This is a genomic window from Nonomuraea sp. NPDC050394 (assembly GCF_044459065.1).
Taxonomy (GTDB): domain Bacteria; phylum Actinomycetota; class Actinomycetes; order Streptosporangiales; family Streptosporangiaceae; genus Nonomuraea.
Window position 1 is genome coordinate 43,657 of record NZ_JBITIO010000018.1, and the last position, 18,212, is coordinate 61,868.

Consider the following 18,212-nt stretch of genomic DNA (forward strand, 5'->3'; position numbering starts at 1 on the left):
GAGACAACGATGCGGCTCGCCGTACGAGGAGAAGCGCTCACCCCCGACGACCCGGGCTACGAGGACGCCAGGAGGCTCTACAACGGCATGATCGACCGGCGGCCCGCGCTGCTCGTGCGCGCCGGCGGCACCGAGGACGTGGTGGTGGCGCTGGCCCACGCCCGCTCCCGCGGCATGGAGGTGAGCGTGCGCGGCGGCGGGCACGGCGTGGCCGGGCTCGCGCTCGGCGGCGACCTGGTGATCGACCTGTCCGCGCTGCGCGGCGTCACCGTCGACGCCCGCGAGCGCACCGCGGTGGTCGGGGGCGGCGCGACCTGGCGCGACGTCGACCAGGCCACGCAGGCCCACGGCCTGGCCGTTCCCGGCGGCCGGGTGAGCCACACCGGCGTGGCGGGGCTCACGCTGGGCGGCGGCCACGGATGGCTGTCGGGACGGCACGGCCTGACCTCCGACAACCTGATCGGCGTGGAGATGGTCACCGCCGACGGCCGCGTGGTCTCCGTCACCGATCGGGACGAGCCGGAGCTCATGTGGGCGCTGCGCGGCGGCGGTGGCAACTTCGGCGTCGTCACTTCCTTCACCTTCCGCCTGCATCCGGTGGAGCCGCTGATGCTCGGCGGGCTGATCGGCTACCGCGTGGCCGACGCGCCGGCGGTCCTGGACGCGCTGGCCGGGCTGGAGGACTTCCCCGACTACAACGGCGCGGTGATCTTCATGACGGCGCCGCCGGAGCCGTTCGTGCCCGGCCACGTGGTCGGCCGGCCGGTCCTCGCGGTGGCGCCGGTGTGGCTGGGCGACCCGGACGCCGGAAAGGAGCTGATCAGGCCCCTGTACGCGGCGGCCGAGCCGCTGTTCGACGCCGTCCAGCCGATGCCCTACGTGGCGCTGCAGTCGATGATCGACGGTAGCGCCCAGCCGGGCTGGCGCAACCGGTGGAGCGCCGAGCTCGTCCGTGACCTGCCGCCGGACCTCGTCGCCGACCTGCAGGACGCCGCGATGACCGCCCCGAGCCCGCTGACGCAACTGGTCGTCGCGGCGATGCCGGAGGCGGTCAGGAACGGCCCCGGCTCGGCCTACCCGGGCCGGGAGGGCGGCCGCTACCTCATCCATCCCATGGCGGTCTGGACGGACCCGGCCGACGACGAGGCCAACCGGGCCTGGACGGCCAAGGTGACCGCCGCGATCCGGGGTCACGAGGTGACCGGCACCTACCTGAACCTGGAGGCGCCGGACGACGACCGGGTGCGCTGGGCGATGGGCGAGGAGCGCTACGGCAGGCTGCGGCGGGTGAAGTCGGCCTGGGATCCGGACGACGTCTTCCGCCACTGCGCGCACGTACGCGTCATTTCGGAGTGACGAGGGGCACCAGCGTGCGGTCGCCGAAGTCGGTCATGAAAGCCAGCGGCTTGACCGAGGCGCCGACCATCGCCGCCAGGGCGGGCTTGCCGGCGGCGCGGGCGAGGGCGGGGCCGAGCGCCGCCATCATGGCGGTGAGCGCGGGCAGGGGCCTGATCCACATGGTGACGTCCTCGATGAGGCCGTCCTCGCCGATCCTGATCAGGGCGGCCTCCTCCAGTTCGTGCTTGCCGAGGCGGGCGGTGGCGGCGAGCATGCGGGTGCGCTCGTCGCCGACGTCGGTGTGGTAGCGCAGGTCGCGCAGCCCGCCGAGCGCCACCGTGAACAGCCCGCGTACCTGCGCGTGCCCGGAGAAGCCCGCGCGGGCGCTCAGCGGGGAGTGGAAGGTGACCGTGGGGGAGAGCGTGGCCATCAGGGCGTCGACGTCCTTGGCCTCGCCCGCCTCGCGGTAGCGGCGGCTGACCTCGTTGAGTGAGTCCTGAAAATGAACTGTCATGGGTTCACTTTATCAACTGACTATGCTGGGGTCATGAACAGGTTCGGGGACATGCACTGCTCCATCGCCCAGGCCGTCGGCGTGGTGGCGGAGCCGTGGACGCCGCTGATCCTGCGCGACCTCTTCCTCGGCCTGCGCAGGTTCGACCAGCTGAGCGAGGACCTCGGGATCTCGCGCAACCTGCTCACGCAACGCCTGGAGCGCCTGCGGGCCGCGGGCGTGGTGGAGAAGGTCGCCTACCAGGAACGGCCGGCCCGCCACGAGTACCACCTGACCGAGGCGGGCCGCGACATCGTGCCCGCGCTCATCACGCTGATGGCGTGGGGCGACCGGTGGGCGACGCCGCCCGGCGGCCCGCCCGCGCTGCTGATCCACTCCTGCGGGCGGCAGTTCACGCCCGAGGTGACGTGCCCGCACTGCGGCGGCGCCGCCGGCGCGGACACGATCACGATCGTCGGCGGCCCCGGCGCCGCGCAGGGGCCGGGGACGATGGTGCTGGCCAAGCCGGACTAGAGCTTGTCCGGGACCTCGTTTCCTGCGGCGCGGATGGCCTTGGGCAGGTTGACCGCCGCCAGGATGGCGCCGCCCAGGATGAAGAAGACGACCAGCGAGATGATGCCCAGGCGGTAGCTGCCCGACAGCTGGATGGCCATGCCGAGGGTGGCCGAGCCGAGGAAGGTCGAGCCCTTGTCGCTGATCTCGTAGAGGCTGTAGTACTCCGCCTCCTTGCCCTTCGGGATCACGTGGGAGAACAGCGAGCGAGACAGCGCCTGGGTGCCGCCCATGACGATGGCGATCGCGAAGCCGAGCGCGTAGAAGGCCGCGGCCGAGCCCGCGGGCAGGAAGTAGGCGATCGCGACGACGGCAGTCCAGGCCACCAGGGCCATCAGCACGACCTTCTTCGCGCCGATCCGCGAGGCCACGAAGCTCAGCAGCAGCGCCCCGAAGAACGCCACGAACTGCACCATCAGAATGGCGCCGATCTGCACGGTCGTGTCGAGGCCCAGTTCCTTCTCGGCGAAGGTCGCGGAGAAGGAGATGACGGTCTGGACGCCGTCGTTGTAGAGCAGGTAGCCGACGAGGAAGGCCAGCGTCAGCGGGTAGGCCTTCAGGCCCATCGCGGTGCGGCCGAGCTGGCGGAAGGAGCCGCCGATCGCCTGGCCCGCCGTCTCGCGGCGCGGGGCGGCGCCGCGCCGGTTGCGCAGCCGCAGCAGCGGGATGATCGTGAAGCCGCCCCACCACAGGCCCGCCGAGGCGAGCGCGATGCGCACCGCGGTGCCCTTGTCGATGCCGAGCAGGTCCTCGCCGAACAGGAACAGCACCAGGTGCACGGCCAGCAGCAGCCCGCCGCCGAGGTAGCCGAAGCCCCAGCCCATGCCCGAGACCTTGTCCCGTTCGTCGGGCGTGGCGATGTCGGGCAGGAAGGAGTTGTAGATGACGAACGCGCACGCGAAGCCCACGTTCGCGATCAGGAACAGCAGGCCGCCGAGGATGTAGCGGCCGTCGCCGACGAACCAGAAGCAGACCGTGGCCAGCGCGCCCAGGATCGCGAAGAAGCCCATCAGCTGCTTCTTGCGCCCGGTGTGGTCGGCCAGCGCGCCCGCCACCGGCATGAAGATGATCTGCAGGATGGCCGCGACGCCGACGACGAAGGAGAAGTACGCGCCCGGCCGTACGTCGAAGCCGAGCACGTCCACGTACGGCGCGCCGTTCGCGGCCGCCTCGGCGATCGTGATCAGGTACGGCCCGAGGAAGACGGTCAGGACCGTCGTCGGGAAGGCGGAGTTGGCCCAGTCGTAGAAGTACCAGCCCCACTGCTCGCGCTTGCGCGCGGCGGGGGAGTCGTCGAAGACCGCGGGGGGTGAGGGGACGGTCATGCTTCTCCTATGCGGCCAGGGAGCCGGGATGCCAGAGGCCGCGCCGGTCGAGGACGTCGCGCAGGCCCGAGATGTTGTCGGTCATGATGCCGTCGACGCCCAGGTCGAGCAGGCGTTCCATGCGGAGCGGGTCGTTGATGGTCCACACGTGCACCTGCATGCCGACGGCGTGCGCGGTGTGCACCAGGGCCCTGGTCGTCACGCGCAGGCCGCGAAAGCCGACCGGGACCTGCGCGCAGGGGACCCCGGAGCGGGCCAGGCGGGTGAGCAGCCGGCCGTAGCCTGAGGTGCTGGCGGCGGTGCGCAGGGCGGCCACGCCGCGCGGCCCGAGGGAGGAGCAGACCTCGCGGCCCATCGCCGCCCTGGCCCGTTCGAGGCGCTCGTCGGAGAAGGAGGTCAGGCAGACGCGGTCGTGGGCGCCGGTGCGCCTGACCGCCTCGGCCAGCGGGGCGATCGCGCCGGCCTCCTTGACGTCGATGTTGAAGCGGGCCTCGGGGAAGCTGCCGAGCAGGTCCTCCATCAGGGGGATCTCGTGCGCGCCGCCGATGCGGGCCCGGCGTACCGCGCTGTAGGGCAGGTCGGCGATCCGGCCGCGCCGGTCGGTGACCCGGTCGAGCGTGTGGTCGTGGAAGGCCAGCAGCACGCCGTCGGAGGTGGCGTGGGCGTCGGTCTCCAGGTAGGTGTAGCCGAGCGCGACGGCCCGCTCGAAGGCGGCCGCGGTGTTCTCCCGTCCTTCGAGCGCCCCGCCCCGATGGGCGAAGGCCAGGGGGCCCGGATGGTCGAGGAACGGGAATCGACGGCTGAGCACGGGTCGAGTATGCCTTCCGTGGGTGAACGTTTGGGTTACGAATCAGGCAGGGCTGCCCATTCCTGGCGGCGGGTCTCGGCCAGTGCCATGGCCGCGGCCACCGCGACGTTGAAGGAGCCGACCCGGCCGACCTGCGGGATGTAGCAGGCGCCGTCGATGGCGTCGAGCAACGCGGGCGAGCAGCCGTGGTCCTCGCTGCCCACGACCAGGCAGACGTCGCGGGCGAGGTCGGCGCGGAAGATCGGCTGCGCGTCGGAGGTGAGCTCGATCGCCAGTACGGCGTAGCCGTCCTCGCGGGCCGCCTTGACCGCGTCGACGGCGGGCATGGGCTCGTGCCAGGTGACGAGACGGTCGGTGCCGAGCGCAGTCTTGCCCGCCTTGGGATGGGTGGGCGGGGTCGCGTTGCCGGCCAGCCAGATGGTGTCGACGCCGAACGCGGCGGCGCTGCGGAAGATCGAGCCGACGTTGAACGGGCCGGTCACCGATTCGAGGATCAGGGCGATCCGGTGTTCGGTGCCGCGCCGCCAGGTGCGGTTGAGCCGCTTCACGTCCGTGGGGCGAAGCTGCCTTCTCATCGTGTCACCTTCAGGATTCGGTACGCGGCCCTGGAAGCCTCACGGGAGGCCTGCCAGCCCTGCTCGCCGAGCCAGCGCTGCAGGGAGTCGGAGCCGAGGTGTTTCTGGACGACCAGGTGGGCGGCGCCGTCGGGGGTCAGCCGCGACAGCCACCTGGTGAGCATGGCGTGAAGTGCCGGTTTCCCGATCCGGATCGCCGGATTAGACCAGATAGCCCGAAATTTCACGTCATCTGGTACGTCGTCGATATGAATCGGTCTTACTTTGTAAAGGCCAGCGGCTTGGGCGTTGCGCTCCGTGAGCTCCAGCGAGCGCCGGTTCACATCGACCGCCCAGACGGTCGCTCCGGGCGCCCGCGTGGCCATCGTCAGCGCGATCGGCCCGTAGCCGCAGCCCAGGTCGAGCAGGTCGCCGTCCTGCGGCGGCGGTGGCACGCTCTCCAGCAGGATCTTCGTGCCCAGATCGACCCGCTCGGGGGAGAACACGCCGCTGTCGGTCTCCAGCCGCAGGTGCAGATCGGGTAGCACGAGACTGACCGAGCCCGGCTTGTGGCTCGTGTCAGGCCGCTCGGAGAAGTAGTGGGCCACGTGCAGAAACGTTACGGGATCCGGGCACCGAACCAGACCGAGGCACCGGCCACCAGCGCGCCCAGCAGCACCGCGGCCACGATGAACCACTGGCTGATCTCCTGGTTGACGAGCTTGAAGCCGAGCGAGGTGCCGATCTGCTCGTAGACCTCGCGCAGTTCGGTGCCCGACTCGGCGGCGTAGGCGCGGCCATTGGTGCCCTCGGACAACGACTGGAGCGTCTGCTTGTTGACCGGCACGTTCACCTCCCGGCCGTCGATGGAGACGGTGCCTTCCTGCGTGCCGTACGCGATGGTGGAGACGGGCACGCGCCCGGACGTCGCGGCCTCGATCGCCTCGGGCACCGAGCGGCCGGAGGTGTTGTCGCCGTCGGACAGCAGCACGACCGCCGAGGGCGGCGGGTCGGTGGCGGCCTGCTGGTCGAAGGAGCGGATCGAGTCGAGCGCGTTGAAGACGGCCTCGCCGATCGCGGTGCCCGGCCGGGTGGTCAGGTTGCCGATGGCGGTCACCACGGCCTGGTGGTCGGTGGTGGGGGAGATGACGACGTTGGCCGAGCGGGCGAAGGCGACCACGCCCACGTTGAAGCGCTCGGGCAGGTCGCGGGCGAAGGCCTGGGCGGCGGCCTTGGCGGCGCTGATGCGGTTGGGCTGGACGTCGTCGGCCTCCATCGACAGCGACACGTCCAGCGCGATGATGATCGTGGCCCGGTCGCGCGGCACCCGTACCTGGTCGGCGGGCCGGGCGGCGCCGATGACCAGCAGCGACATCATCACCAGGAACAGCGCGGGCGCCACGTGCCGGCGCCAGCCGGGGCCCTCGGGGGCGACGAGGTTGAGCAGGGCCAGGTTGGTGAAACGCACCGTGTAGCGGCGGCGCAGGAACATGGCCGCCACGTAGCCGCCGATCAGCGCCACCACCAGCGCGAACAGCCACAGCCAGGCCGGGGACAGGAACGTCACGCGCCCCTCCGGTGGGCGAGGTGCGCCATCCTGCGGCGGCGGAGCACGAACTGCGCGACGTCGAACACCCAGTCGCGGTCGGTACGCAGCACCAGGTGGGCGACGCCGGCCCGGCGCAGGGCGACCCGGGTGCCCTCGCGCTGCAGCGCCGCGGCCTCGGCGTAGGCCTGCCGTACCTTGGGTGAAAGGTGCACGTCGCGTACCTTCCCGCTCTCCGGATCAGTGAACGCGATTTGCCCGACATCGGGTAGTTCGAGCTCGCGGGGGTCGATCACCTCGACCGCCAGGACCTCGTGCCGGGCCGCCAGCCGCCGGAGCGGGCGCTCCCATGGGCGCTCGGCGTCGGGGTCCAGGGACGGCCGGGCGTCGAGGAAGTCGGAGACCACCAACCGCATGCCGCGCCGCCTGCGCGTGGCCGCCAGCACGTCGATGCCCTCGGCCAGGTCCGGCGCGTCCTGCCGGGGACCGCCGCGCGGCGCGTCCATCAGCGCGTGCAGCAGCCCGTACAGGGCCGGGCGGCCCGTGCGCGCCGGCAGCCGGTGGATGAACTCCTCGTGCAGCACCAGCGCGCCGAACCGGTCGCCCATCCGGCTGGACAGGAAGCCGATCGCGCCGATCGCCGCCACCACGAGATCGCGTTTGTCGGTGTCGGCGGTGCCGAAGTCCATGCTGGCCGACAGGTCCGCCAGCGCCCACGTCTCCAGCTCGCGGTCGGCGATCAGGTCCCGCACGTGCGGGACCGTCGTGCGCGCCGTCACCGCCCAGTCCATGCGCCGCACGTCGTCCTCGCCGGGCACGTAGACGCGGCTGTCGCCCGCCTCGCTGCCCGGCCCCGGCAGCAGTCCCTGGTGCGCGCCGTGCAGCAGCCCGTCCAGGCGCCGGGTGACGGTCAGCTCCAGCCGCCGCAGCGCGTGCTCGGCACCGCGCTTCTTCGGGGGTACGGCTCCCGCCTCCGTCATCGGTTCTGGTTCCAGACCACCAGAGGCGGCGGTACGGCGTGCAGGATCTGCCTGACCACCTGTTCGGGATCCACCCCGTCGGCCAGCGCGTCGAACGTCAGCATCAGCCGGTGCGCCATCACGTCCACGGCCACGTCGCGCACGTCGTCGGGCAGCAGGTAGTCGCGTCCGCGCAGCAGTGCCAGCGCCCGCCCGGCGGAGACCAGTCCCAGCGTGGCCCGCGGGCTCACGCCGATCTCGATCATCTCGGCGAGGTCGGGCAGGCCGTACTCGGCGGGCGAGCGCGTGGTCATCACCAGGCGCACCACGTAGTCGGCGACGAGCTGGTGCACCGAGACCTGCTCGGCCTGCTCCTGCAGCGCCATCAGCGTGTCCGGCTCCAGGATCCGCTCGGGCACCGGCGGCGTCACGCTCATCCGGTGCAGGATCTCCAGTTCCTCGTGCGCGCTCGGGTGCGGCACGCGGACGCGGAACAGGAAGCGGTCGCGCTGGACCTCGGGCAGCGGGTAGACGCCCTCGGACTCGATCGGGTTCTGCGTGGCCAGCACGATGAACGGCCTGGGCAGCGGGTTCGTGACGCCGGCCAGCGTGACCTGCCGCTCGGCCATGACCTCCAGCAGCGCCGACTGCACCTTGGCGGGGGCGCGATTGATCTCGTCGGCCAGCAGGAAGTTGACGAACACCGGGCCGAGCTCGACGTCGAACTTCTCGCTCGACGGGTGGAAGACGCGGGTGCCGACGATGTCGCTGGGCACCAGGTCGGGGGTGAACTGGATGCGGGCGAACGTGCCCCCCACCACCGTCGCCAGCGTGGCGGCGGCCAGGGTCTTGGCGACGCCCGGTACGCCTTCGAGCAGGCAGTGGCCGCGCGCGAGCAGGGCCACGACCAGGCGCTCCACCATGTGCTCCTGGCCCACGATGACGCGCCGGACCTCGTCCAGCGTTTTGCGCAGCACGGCCGGGTCGGTTCCGCTGGGCAGCTCTTCAGCGACGGTCATGGGTGCCATTTCACCAAACGCGCCGCGAACTCGCACGGAGGCACCCCCGGCCGGGCCGCCTGCTCACGCCGGCGCGGCAGGCGGGCTGTGATTTCATGGGTGGGTGGCCAGTCCGCTGCAGCACGGTGATCCGCCCTCTCTGGGCCCGTTCACGGTGCAGGCGCGCCTGCAGGTCCTGCCCGCCGGGTTCGTCTATCTCGGTCAGGCCCAGGACGGGCGGGCGGTGTCGCTGGCCGTGCTGACGAAGGGCGCGGCGCTGGACGCGGCGGCGCGCGACCGGTTCGTCACCGCCGTGCGCGAGTCGGCGCCCGCCGGGGTGCGGGGGTGGCTGGGCCGGGCCACGGGCCGGGCGGCGGTGCTCGACGGCACGCCCCAGGTCCTGGCCATGGACGCGGGGGTGGCGCCCTGGGTGGCGGTGCCGTACCTGCCGGGACGGCCGGGCGCCGAGCGCTTCCTGGAGCCGGTGATGGTCGGCGGGACGCTGATCGGGCAGGCGCACGGGCCGGACTTCGTGCCGTACTGGCTGGGGGACCGGGCTCCGGCGCTGCCGGGGCGGCCGGGTGCTGCCAGGCCGCTGACCGAGACCGCGCGGCGCGTGCTGCTCGCGCTGGCCGTTCTGCTGGCGCTGCTGCTGGTCGGGGTGGTGATCGCGCTGGTCCTGCTGCTGGGCAGGCAGGAGAGCGAGCCGCTGCCGCGCCCGCTGCCGCCGACGGTGCAGGTGCCGACGGCGCCGCCGACGCCGCTCACGCCGGAGCCACAGCAGCCGACGCCGTCACCGTCGCCGAGCCAGAGCGGCAGCGGCACCCCCGGACCGACGCCGGGTGACGAGTCCGGCGAGGGCGCCCCCATCTGAAACCGGTTTGACCCTCCCGTAACGGGAGGGTTTAGCGTCGCCGGCATGGAACTCATCGTTCACGACAACCTGGACGCGATGGCCGCGATCCTGCGCGCCCCGCTACCGGAGCGGCCTGACCTGCTGCGCGAGATGCTCGCCCCGGTCGGCGAGATCATCCCGTTCCCCGGCGACCTCGTCGACATCCACCACGAGGGCGGCGGCTTCCGGGCCGACCTCGAGGATCCGCGCTACCTGCCCGCCATCGAGCGGCTGATCTCGATCGACCTCAAGGGCCGCATCGAGAAGGAACTGGAACGCGCCGGCGCGGGCCTGGCCCACCTCAAGCAGCCCGAGCGGGTACGCGTCATGTTCGTCCTCGGCAACCCCGACAACGAGCACCTCATGACCACCGCCCGCGGCTACTACGGCATGGGCGGCGCCCCCGGCTGGCTCTACCTGCTGGCCTGGCCCACGGACGAGAACGTGGAGCGCATCGCCCACTGCGCCGTCCACGAGATGCACCACCAGATCCGTTACCACAACGTCGTGTGGGACCCGGAGACCGTCACCGTCGGCGAGCACATCGTGGCCGAGGGGCTGGCGGAGGCGTTCGTGCGCGAGTTGTCCGGGCCGCAGGCGATGGGGCCGTGGTCGTCGATGGTGAGCGGCGAGCCGCTGGAGGACGCCTATCGCACGATCATGGCCGACATCGATCTGCAGGGGATGCGGCACACGCCCGCGTACGTGCTGGGCGACAGCGCGGTGCGCAAGTTCGGCGGGGAGCCGCGCGGCATCCCCGACATGGCCGGATACGCGGTCGGGCTGCGCCTGGTCGACGCCCACCTGGCCGCCACCGGCATGAGCGCCGCCGGCAGCTCGGGCCTGCCCGCCGCCGAGATCCTGCGCGCGAGCAGGTGACGCCTCAGGCCGGGCTGACGAACCCCGACTCGTAGGCGGCGATGACGGCCTGGGTGCGGTCGCGGGCGCCGAGCTTGGTCAGCACGTTGCCGACATGCGTCTTGACCGTCTCGGCGCTCACCACCAGCTCGGCGGCGATCTCGCCGTTGGACAGCCCCTTGGCCATCAGCCGCAGCACGTCGCCCTCGCGCCCGGTCAGCCGCTCGATCCCCGGCACCGGCACCCGGGGACGGCCGCCCGCCAGCCCCCTGATCGCCGCTGGGAACAGCAGCGACTCGCCCCTGGCCACCGTCCTGATCGCGCTCACCAGTTCCTCCGGCCTGGTCCGCTTGAGCAGGAAACCGTCGGCGCCGGCCCGCAGCGCGTCGTAGACATAGTCGTCGTTCTCGAACGTGGTCACCACCAGCACCTTCGGCGGCTCCTCCATCGCCACGAGCTGCCGGGTGGCCTGGATGCCGTCCACGGCGGGCATCCGCACGTCCATGAGCACCACATCGGGCCGCTCCCGCCGCACGACCGGGATCACCGCGGCCCCGTCGGCCGCCTCGCCCACGACGCTGAGATCGGGCTCGGAGCCGAGGATGACGCGCAGGCCCGCGCGGATGAGGTCCTCGTCGTCGGCGATCACGATCCTGACTGTCATGGGCTCGACCGTAGCGGCAGCCGTACCGCGACCTGCCAGCCGCCCTCGGCGGGCCCGGCCTCCAGCTCGCCGCGCAGCAGCCGGACGCGCTCGCGCATCCCGGCCACGCCCCGCCCGCCGCCGCGTCCCTCCCGGGCCGCCGCGGGGTTGCTGACCTCGAGTTTCAGATCGTCTCCCTGGACGGCCGCCGCCAGCCGTACCGGACCATGGCCGTGTTTGATGGCGTTGGTGAGCGCTTCCTGCACGATGCGGTACGCCTCGCGCGACACCACGGCGGGCACCCCGCTCAGATCGCCCACCTCCGCGCGCACCTCGGCGCCCGAGGCGCGCACCAGCGCGTCGAGGTCGGCCAGCGTGGCCTGTGGCTCGGTGCCGCCGCGGCCGCCGCGGTCCTCGCGCAGGACGCCGAGCACGTGGTCGAGGTCGTCGAGGGCCGAGCGCGCCGAATGCTCGATGGCGGCCAGCGCGGCGCGGGCGGTGTCGGGGTCACGGTCCAGGACGCGGCCGGCGGCGGCGGCCTGGAGGGTGACGACGCTGAGCGCGTGGCCGACGGAGTCGTGCAGCTCGCGGGCGAGGCGGTTGCGTTCGGCCAGGCCACGCGCCTGCTCCTCGACGGCGGCCAGCCGCTCGTCCGGGGTGGGGCCGAGCAGCACGGGGGCCAGCCTGGCCAGCAGCGCCCCGGTCCCCGCCACCGCGAACACCAGCACGACCAGCAGCGCGATCCCGGCCAGCGTCCAGGGCAGCGCGGCCCAGCCCGGCCCGATGGAGTAGCCGAGCCAGGTGGCGCCGTGCCAGGGCAGCGCCAGCGTCCACAACGTGAACGGCACGATCGCCAGCGTGCAGCCGCTCATGATCCCGCCGACGCCCAGGTGGAGCGTGAACCAGGCGGCGGTGCGGCGGCGCTCCTGCCAGCTGCGGCGGGCCTGGCGCGGCGGGGTGTCGACGTGCACGCCGAGCAGGCCCTGCGCGGCGTTGACCTCCAGGGCGCGCACCGGCAGGAACAGCCCGGTCAGCGCCACGACGGGCAGCACCGCCGCGAATACGCCCAGCTCGACCGGGAGCAGCAGGTCGGGCACCCGCCTGCCGCCGCTGAGCACGCCGGACATCAGCACCCCGGCCATCATGTACGGCATCAGCAGCGCGCCACCGAGCACCAGGCAGGCCCACCGCCTGGCGAGGTTCTTTCTCACAGGGGGCATTGTATGTCGACGAAATTCGCGCACGGCATAATACGCCTTTGGAGAAATCCCCCGTGAGCGAAAAGAAAGCCGAATTCAGGGCCGCCGGGTCTACCGTCGGAAGTAATTGCACTTCCACGGAAAGGCAGGTCATGACGGAGACGAAGCAGTGGCCGGAGCAGTTGGGCCAGCGTTTGCTGAAGGAGCGCATCCTCGTTCTCGGCCAGGAGGTCGACGACGAGATTTGTAATCGGCTCTGTGGTGAGCTGCTTTTGCTCGCGGCCGAGGACCCGAAGCGCGACGTGACCCTTTACATCAATTCACCGGGCGGTTCCGTGTCCGCCGGCATGGCGCTGTACGACATGATGCAGTTCGTGCCCTGCGACGTGGCCACGGTCGCGATGGGCTTCGCCGCCTCCATGGGGCAGCTGCTGTTGTGCGGCGGCGCGCCGGGCAAGCGCTACGCGCTGCCCAACGCCCGGATCGTCATGCACCAGCCGCTCGGCGGCATCGGCGGGTCGGCCACCGACATCCAGATCCAGGCCGAGAACCTGATGTACACCAAGCGGCGCATGGCCGAGCTCATCGCCTTCCACACCGGGCAGCCGCTGGAGCGCATCAGGGAGGACTCCGACCGCGACCGCTGGTTCACCGCGCAGGAGGCCCTGGAGTACGGATTCGTCGACCACATCTCCAGCAGCGGGGTGAACTGACCATGAGCGGACGCTACGTCCTGCCCTCCTTCACCGAGCGCACCTCCTACGGCATGAAGGAGATGACCCCGTACAACAAGCTGTTCGAGGACCGGATCGTCTTCCTCGGCACGCCGATCGACGACACCAGCGCCAACGACGTGATGGCGCAGTTGCTCACGCTGGAGTCGATCGACCCCGACCAGGACATCCAGCTCTACATCAACTCGCCCGGCGGCTCCCACACCGCCATGACCGCCATCTACGACACCATGCAGTACGTGCGTCCCGAGGTCCAGACCGTCTGCATCGGCGAGGCCGCCTCGGCCGCCGCCGTCCTGCTGGCGGCCGGGGCCCCGGGCAAGCGGGCGGCGCTGCCGCACGCCCGGGTGCTGCTGCACCAGCCGTCCACGGAGGGCGGGCGCGGGCAGTCGAGCGACCTGGAGATCCACGCCAGGGAGATCCTGCGCATGCGTGACCAGCAGGAGTACATCCTGGCCCGGCACACCGGCAGAAACGAGCTGGAGATCCGGCGCGACCTCGAACGCGACCGCATCTTCACCGCCGAACAGGCCCGCACCTACGGCCTGATCGACGACGTCTTCGCCGGCCGCAAACGCACGCTCATCCCCCGCTGAACCCCGCTGTTCCCGGGAGCGGCAGACGCCCTCAGATGACCCCCGCTGTTCCCGGGGGCGGCCGACGCCCTCGGGCTCCCCGGCGCTCCGGCACACGCGCAGCCCCGGGTGCCGGGGAGAGAAGCCATCGCGCCGCGGCCACCCGTGCTCTCGGCGGGTCCTGGCGACGCTGCAGGGAGCGCTCCGCCGGTGACACGGGTGCTGTGGGCTCGCCGGGCGACCCCGGGTGCTGGGGAGTTTGGGTGGGGTTTGTACCCTCTTTGCGGTCCGTGTGGGCCGTGACGGGGGAGTGGCGTGTCGCTGGAACAGGTCGTCGTGTTGCTCGTGGCCGCCGCGGGAGCCGGATGGGTGGACGCGGTCGTGGGCGGGGGCGGGCTGCTGCAACTGCCCGCGCTCATGGTGGCGGGCATCCCGCCGGTGCAGGCCATGGCGACCAACAAGCTGTCGTCCGTCTTCGGCACCACCACCGCCGCCATCACGTACGTGCGCTCCACCAAGCTGGACCGGCAGGTGGCGATCCCGGCCGGGGCGCTGGCGGTGCTCAGCTCCGGGCTCGGGGCCACGGCCGCGGTCGCGATCAGCGCCGAGGTGCTGCGGCCGGTGGTCATGGTGGTGCTGCTGGCGGTGGCGGCCTTCGTCACGCTGCGGCCCGCGATGGGCCAGGTGCCGAAACCGCACCTGCGCACCAACGCGCGGGTGGTCGCGGCGGTCGCGGTCGGCGGCGTGGGCATCGCCTTCTACGACGGCATCATGGGGCCGGGCACCGGAACGTTCCTCATCATCGCGTTCACCACCATCCTGGGCCTCGACTTCGTCAACGCCAGCGCCACCGCGAAGATCATCAACATCGGGACCAACGTGGGCGCGCTCGTCGTCTTCGGGCTGCAGGGGCACGTGCTGTGGGCGCTGGGTCTCGGCATGGCCGTGTGCAACATCGCCGGCGCCCGCCTGGGCGCCCGCATGGCACTCAAGCGCGGCGCCTCGTTCGTCCGGATCGTGCTGCTGATCGTCGTGGCCGCCATGGTCACCCGCCTGGCCTGGCAGCAGTTCGCCTGACTCCGTCCGGCGCCCGGAACCCAGGACCGCGCTCCCCGGTAGGAGCTAGCGCGTGACCAGGCGGCGGACTCCGCCGGCGATCCAGATCGTGCCCAGCGCCGCGTACGCGCCCAGCAGCCCCAGCGTCTGCCCCGAGGCGAGCGCCGCCGAGGTCACCACGGTGGCGGCCAGCAGGGCGGCCCAGCCGTACAGGAGGGCGCGACCGCGGCGGTCGGAGGTGTGGGCGGCTTCCTGCAGGGGCGTGACCAGCGTCATCACCGCGAACCCCGCCGTGCCCAGCGGCTCGTGGCCGAGCGCGATGCCCGTCACCAGCGTCGCCAGCCCGATGATCGCCAGCGCCCAGCTCAGCGCGGCGGTGCGGGCCTCGGCGGGCGGCAGCAACAGGCGGGTGCGGGCGCCCAGGTGCAGGCGCAGGGTCGCCCACGCCTCGGCCAGCCACGCCGCCCAGTGCAGCAGGGCGATGACGATGAACACGAGGATGATCGGCGGGACCGCGGGAAGAAGGAGGAGCAGGCGCCAGCCGCCCCGGTGACGCTCCCGCACGCGGGTCAGGGCCCGGTGCAGCGGGTTGCGCCGCTTGAGCGCGAGCACGAGCAGGTCGCGGGCGTCGTCGAAGCCGGGCGCCAGGCGCAGCACCTCGCGGAAGGCGTCGGCGGCGCGCGCGGGGTCGCCGTGGGCCAGTTCGAGCCGGCCGAGCGCCAGGTGGGCATTGGCGTTCTCGGGGTCGAGCGCGAGGGCGCGGGTGGCCGCGGCGCGGGCGTCGGGCACCTGGCCGAGCCCGGTGAGGGCGAGGGCGAGCAGGGTGGCGGGGCCGGCGTCCTCGGGGTCGAGGGCGAGGGCCTGACGGGCGGCCGCGACGGCCTCGTCGTACCGGCCGGTGCTCAGCCGTACCCGGGCCAGAAGCTCCCACAGCGGCGCCCATTCGGGGTTGAGCGCGAGGGCGGCCTGGATCGGCGGCAGGGCCTCGTGCGGGCGGCGCGCCCGGTGGTGGACCTGGCCGGCGATGTAGTGCGGGAACCAGGTGTCGGGCGCCAGCCTGATCGCCTCGGCGGCGGCGTCCGACGCCTCCCGCCACCGGTCCTGGTAGCTGAGGGCGAGGGCGAGGTAGGCGTGGGCGGGCGAGTTGCCGGGGTCCCGGGCCAGGACGCCGTGCAGCTCGCGGGCCGCCTCGGGCGCGCGGCGCAGGTCGAGCAGGGCGCGGGCGCGCCGGATGCCGTCCCCGGCGCTCACCATGTCCGGTTGACCCACGGCAGGAGCTCGTCCCACGCGCCGGAGTCGTTGGCGTGCATGACGTAGTTGCGCGCGGTGGCCAGCCATTCGCGTACCGAGCTCGGCCGCTGCGACGTGGTGAGGGCGAGCAGGTCGCGGGTGGTCAGCGGAACCGGGCGCCCGGCGGCGATGGACTCGCGCAGCTTGTCCTCCACGGCCCGCTCGACCAGGCCCTTGAGGTCGGCGCCCACGTAGTCGGCGGTGGCCTTGGCGACGGCGTCGAAGTCCATCTCGGCCAGCGGCTTGTCCCGGCACAGGATGCGCAGGATCGCCGCCCGCGCCGCGAGGTCGGGCGGCGGCACGAACACGAGATGGTCGAAGCGGCCGGGACGGCGGAAGGCCACGTCGATGTACCAGGGCGCGTTGGTGGCGGCGAGCACGAGCACGCCCTCGTTGGCCCTGTCGTCGACGCCGTCGAGCTCGGCCAGGAACTGGTTGACGATCTGGCGGTTGTGGGCCTGCCGCATGTCGGAGCGGCGCGCCGCCAGGGCGTCCACCTCGTCGAAGAACAGCAGGCACGGCCGGCTGCGGCGGGCGGCGTCGAAGATGTTGTGCAGGTTGCGCTCGCTCTGGCCGACGTACATGTCGAGGACGTCGGACAGGCCCACGCTCACGAACGACGCGCCGAGCTCGCCGGCGGCCGCCCTGGCCAGGTGGGTCTTGCCGCCGCCCGGCGGCCCGTAGAGCAGCACCCCGCCGCCGGCGCGCTTGCCGAAGGCGGCGAACAGCTCCGGCTGCCGCACCGGCAGCAGCAGCTTGACCCGCAGCGCCTCCTTGACGCCCTCCATCCCGGCCACGTCGGCGAAGGTGACCCCGGAGCGCCTGTCGTCCGTCGCCTCGTACGGCTCCGCCGGCCCCTCCACCGGCTGCGGAGCCCGGGGCGCCGCAGCCGCAGCCGCAGCCGCAGGCGCAGCCGCAGCCGCAGCCGCGGGCGCGGCCAGCCGGGCGGCCAGTTCGGGATCGGCGGCCTGCGGCGCGCGCATGACCGCCTCGTGGTAGCGGAACCCGGCCTGGGCGACGTCTCCCTCGCCGAGCAGGGCGCGGGCGGCGATCACGCCCATGCGCGGCGGGTATCCGGGCTCGGCCAGGAAGGGCTCCAGCGCCGACAGTGCCGCGCCGTACGCGCCCTGCCGGGCGAACGCCTCGGCCAGACCGGCAGTAATGCCGGGGTCGCGCGGCGCGAGCAGGAGGGCGGCGCGATACTCGCTCTCGGCCTCGGCGAGGTAGCCCTTGTCCAGCAGCAGGCCGGCCAGGTGCCGGCGCAGGGGCAGGTTGTCGGGGGACAGGCGCGCCGCCTCGCGCAGTGCCCGCAGGCCGCTGTCGTCGACCACGATGAGATCATCCCTTCTGTCCGGCCAAATGCGGCAAGAAACCTATCGCGTAGGGTGCTGACATGCGCGCCAGCCGCCTACTCTCCCTGCTCCTTCTGCTCCAGACGCGGGGCAGGATGACGGCGGGCGAGCTGGCGGGGGAACTGGAGGTGTCGGTCAGGACCGTCTACCGCGACGTGGACGCCTTGTCGGCGGCGGGCGTCCCGGTCTACGCCGACCGCGGCCCGGCCGGCGGCTACCAGTTGCTCGACGGCTACCGCACCCGGCTCAACGGCCTGACCGCCGAGGAGGCCTCGTCGCTGTTCCTGGCGGGCCTGCCCGGCCCGGCGGCGGAACTGGGGCTGTCGGAGGTCGTGGCCAACGCCGAGCTCAAACTGCTGGCGGCGCTGCCGCCGGAGCCCCGCTCGCAGGCCTCGCGCCTGCGCGAGCGGTTCCTGCTCGACGTGCCCGGCTGGTACCGGGGGGCCGACGACGTGCCGCTGCTGAGCGTGGTGGCCGAGGCAGTGTGGGAGCAACGGGCGGTGCGGATGACCTACCAGCGCTGGGGGCAGCAGGTGGTCGAGCGCCTCGTGCATCCGTACGGGCTGGTGCTGAAGGGCGGCTCCTGGTACCTGGTGGCGGCTCCGGCCGGGGGCGGCGATCCGCGCACCTACCGGGTCTCGCGCGTCCTGACGGCCGAGCCGGGCGGGCACTCCTTCGAGCGGCCGGACGACTTCGAGCTGGGTCGCTTCTGGCGGGCCTACGCGCAGGAGTTCCGCGAACGCATGTACACGGCCGAGGCGGTGATCAGGACGGCGCCCGGCGTCGAGAAGCTGCTGGCCTACACGATGGGCGACGACGTCGTGGCCGGGGCGATGGCGGCGGCGGGCGAGCCGGACGCCGAGGGCCGGCGCACGCTTACGGTGCCGATCGAGTCGATCACCCACGCGCGCTGGCTGCTGCTGCGCATGGGCGCGAGCGTGGAGGTGCTCGGGCCCCCTGAGCTGCGCGAGCTGATGGCCGAGGCGGTCGCCGAGCTGGGGAAAATCTACGGCTGA

At 72.6% G+C, this 18,212-nt stretch carries 20 protein-coding genes; 8 read left to right on the top strand and 12 right to left on the bottom strand.

Features of this window, described 5'->3' with window-relative positions; genetic code table 11:
- The first annotated feature begins 9 nt into the window (after positions 1-9).
- A complete protein-coding gene (locus tag ACIBKY_RS45840) occupies positions 10-1,356 on the top strand; it encodes an FAD-binding oxidoreductase (protein WP_397107363.1) in 1,347 nt (448 codons plus the stop codon).
- Here the strand turns inward: ACIBKY_RS45840 and ACIBKY_RS45845 are convergent.
- Complete coding sequence (locus tag ACIBKY_RS45845) at positions 1,343-1,852, bottom strand: nuclear transport factor 2 family protein (protein WP_397107365.1); 510 nt, start codon at positions 1,850-1,852, stop codon at positions 1,343-1,345. The genes ACIBKY_RS45840 and ACIBKY_RS45845 overlap by 14 nt on opposite strands.
- A gap of 33 nt (positions 1,853-1,885) precedes the next feature.
- On the opposite strand from ACIBKY_RS45845, the gene ACIBKY_RS45850 reads away from it, so the two are divergent.
- Positions 1,886-2,365: a winged helix-turn-helix transcriptional regulator gene (locus ACIBKY_RS45850; RefSeq protein ID WP_397107367.1), complete on the top strand. Its 480-nt coding sequence runs from the start codon at positions 1,886-1,888 to the stop codon at positions 2,363-2,365.
- On the opposite strand, the gene ACIBKY_RS45855 is transcribed toward ACIBKY_RS45850, so the two are convergent.
- From ACIBKY_RS45855 to ACIBKY_RS45885, 7 genes are read right to left on the bottom strand one after another with little or no spacing between them, the layout of a single operon-like run.
- Positions 2,362-3,729 (bottom strand): MFS transporter, encoded by a 1,368-nt coding sequence (locus ACIBKY_RS45855; protein ID WP_397107369.1) that lies wholly within the window; start codon positions 3,727-3,729, stop codon positions 2,362-2,364. The two genes, ACIBKY_RS45850 and ACIBKY_RS45855, sit on opposite strands and share 4 nt — an antisense overlap.
- A 7-nt stretch (positions 3,730-3,736) precedes the next feature.
- Positions 3,737-4,537 carry a glycerophosphodiester phosphodiesterase gene (locus tag ACIBKY_RS45860; RefSeq protein ID WP_397107371.1) on the bottom strand — a complete coding sequence of 267 codons (801 nt, stop codon included), beginning with the start codon at positions 4,535-4,537 and terminating at the stop codon, positions 3,737-3,739.
- Positions 4,538-4,572: 35 nt separating this feature from the next.
- The gene (locus tag ACIBKY_RS45865) at positions 4,573-5,112 is read right to left on the bottom strand and encodes a TrmH family RNA methyltransferase (protein WP_397107373.1); all 540 of its coding nucleotides are present in this window, start codon (positions 5,110-5,112) and stop codon (positions 4,573-4,575) included.
- Positions 5,109-5,699, bottom strand: a complete 591-nt coding sequence (locus tag ACIBKY_RS45870) for a class I SAM-dependent methyltransferase (RefSeq protein ID WP_397107375.1) — start codon at positions 5,697-5,699, stop codon at positions 5,109-5,111. Before ACIBKY_RS45870 ends, ACIBKY_RS45865 begins: the two co-directional genes overlap by 4 nt.
- Positions 5,700-5,710: 11 nt before the next feature.
- On the bottom strand, positions 5,711-6,658 hold the full coding sequence (locus ACIBKY_RS45875) for a VWA domain-containing protein (RefSeq protein WP_397107377.1): 948 nt from the start codon (positions 6,656-6,658) through the stop codon (positions 5,711-5,713).
- Positions 6,655-7,617 (bottom strand): DUF58 domain-containing protein, encoded by a 963-nt coding sequence (locus ACIBKY_RS45880; protein WP_397107379.1) that lies wholly within the window; start codon positions 7,615-7,617, stop codon positions 6,655-6,657. Before ACIBKY_RS45880 ends, ACIBKY_RS45875 begins: the two co-directional genes overlap by 4 nt.
- A complete protein-coding gene (locus ACIBKY_RS45885; RefSeq protein ID WP_397107381.1) occupies positions 7,614-8,615 on the bottom strand; it encodes an AAA family ATPase in 1,002 nt (333 codons plus the stop codon). The genes ACIBKY_RS45880 and ACIBKY_RS45885 overlap by 4 nt, the downstream gene beginning before the upstream one ends.
- Before the next feature lie 103 nt (positions 8,616-8,718).
- On the opposite strand from ACIBKY_RS45885, the gene ACIBKY_RS45890 reads away from it, so the two are divergent.
- Positions 8,719-9,468, top strand: a complete 750-nt coding sequence (locus ACIBKY_RS45890; RefSeq protein WP_397107383.1) for a hypothetical protein — start codon at positions 8,719-8,721, stop codon at positions 9,466-9,468.
- A gap of 45 nt (positions 9,469-9,513) precedes the next feature.
- Entirely contained in the window at positions 9,514-10,368 is an 855-nt protein-coding gene (locus ACIBKY_RS45895; RefSeq protein ID WP_397107385.1) for a DUF2268 domain-containing protein, read from the top strand.
- 4 nt (positions 10,369-10,372) lie between these two features.
- On the opposite strand, the gene ACIBKY_RS45900 is transcribed toward ACIBKY_RS45895, so the two are convergent.
- Both ACIBKY_RS45900 and ACIBKY_RS45905 read right to left on the bottom strand, forming a co-directional pair.
- Positions 10,373-11,011, bottom strand: a complete 639-nt coding sequence (locus ACIBKY_RS45900) for a response regulator (protein WP_397107387.1) — start codon at positions 11,009-11,011, stop codon at positions 10,373-10,375.
- Entirely contained in the window at positions 11,008-12,201 is a 1,194-nt protein-coding gene (locus tag ACIBKY_RS45905) for a sensor histidine kinase (protein ID WP_397107389.1), read from the bottom strand. Before ACIBKY_RS45905 ends, ACIBKY_RS45900 begins: the two co-directional genes overlap by 4 nt.
- Positions 12,202-12,341: 140 nt before the next feature.
- On the opposite strand from ACIBKY_RS45905, the gene ACIBKY_RS45910 reads away from it, so the two are divergent.
- The 3 genes from ACIBKY_RS45910 (at position 12,342) to ACIBKY_RS45920 (ending at position 14,575) form a co-directional block, all read left to right on the top strand.
- Complete coding sequence (locus ACIBKY_RS45910) at positions 12,342-12,902, top strand: ClpP family protease (RefSeq protein ID WP_184968951.1); 561 nt, start codon at positions 12,342-12,344, stop codon at positions 12,900-12,902.
- Between the two features lie 2 nt (positions 12,903-12,904).
- Positions 12,905-13,519, top strand: a complete 615-nt coding sequence (locus tag ACIBKY_RS45915) for an ATP-dependent Clp protease proteolytic subunit (protein ID WP_397107391.1) — start codon at positions 12,905-12,907, stop codon at positions 13,517-13,519.
- Between the two features lie 294 nt (positions 13,520-13,813).
- On the top strand, positions 13,814-14,575 hold the full coding sequence (locus ACIBKY_RS45920) for a TSUP family transporter (protein ID WP_397107393.1): 762 nt from the start codon (positions 13,814-13,816) through the stop codon (positions 14,573-14,575).
- A gap of 45 nt (positions 14,576-14,620) precedes the next feature.
- On the opposite strand, the gene ACIBKY_RS45925 is transcribed toward ACIBKY_RS45920, so the two are convergent.
- Together ACIBKY_RS45925 and ACIBKY_RS45930 are read right to left on the bottom strand one after the other, a co-directional pair.
- Complete coding sequence (locus tag ACIBKY_RS45925; RefSeq protein ID WP_397107395.1) at positions 14,621-15,823, bottom strand: tetratricopeptide repeat protein; 1,203 nt, start codon at positions 15,821-15,823, stop codon at positions 14,621-14,623.
- Complete coding sequence (locus ACIBKY_RS45930; RefSeq protein ID WP_397107397.1) at positions 15,802-17,175, bottom strand: AAA family ATPase; 1,374 nt, start codon at positions 17,173-17,175, stop codon at positions 15,802-15,804. Before ACIBKY_RS45930 ends, ACIBKY_RS45925 begins: the two co-directional genes overlap by 22 nt.
- 62 nt (positions 17,176-17,237) lie before the next feature.
- Between ACIBKY_RS45930 and ACIBKY_RS45935 the strand changes: the two genes are divergently transcribed.
- Entirely contained in the window at positions 17,238-18,212 is a 975-nt protein-coding gene (locus tag ACIBKY_RS45935; RefSeq protein WP_397107399.1) for a helix-turn-helix transcriptional regulator, read from the top strand.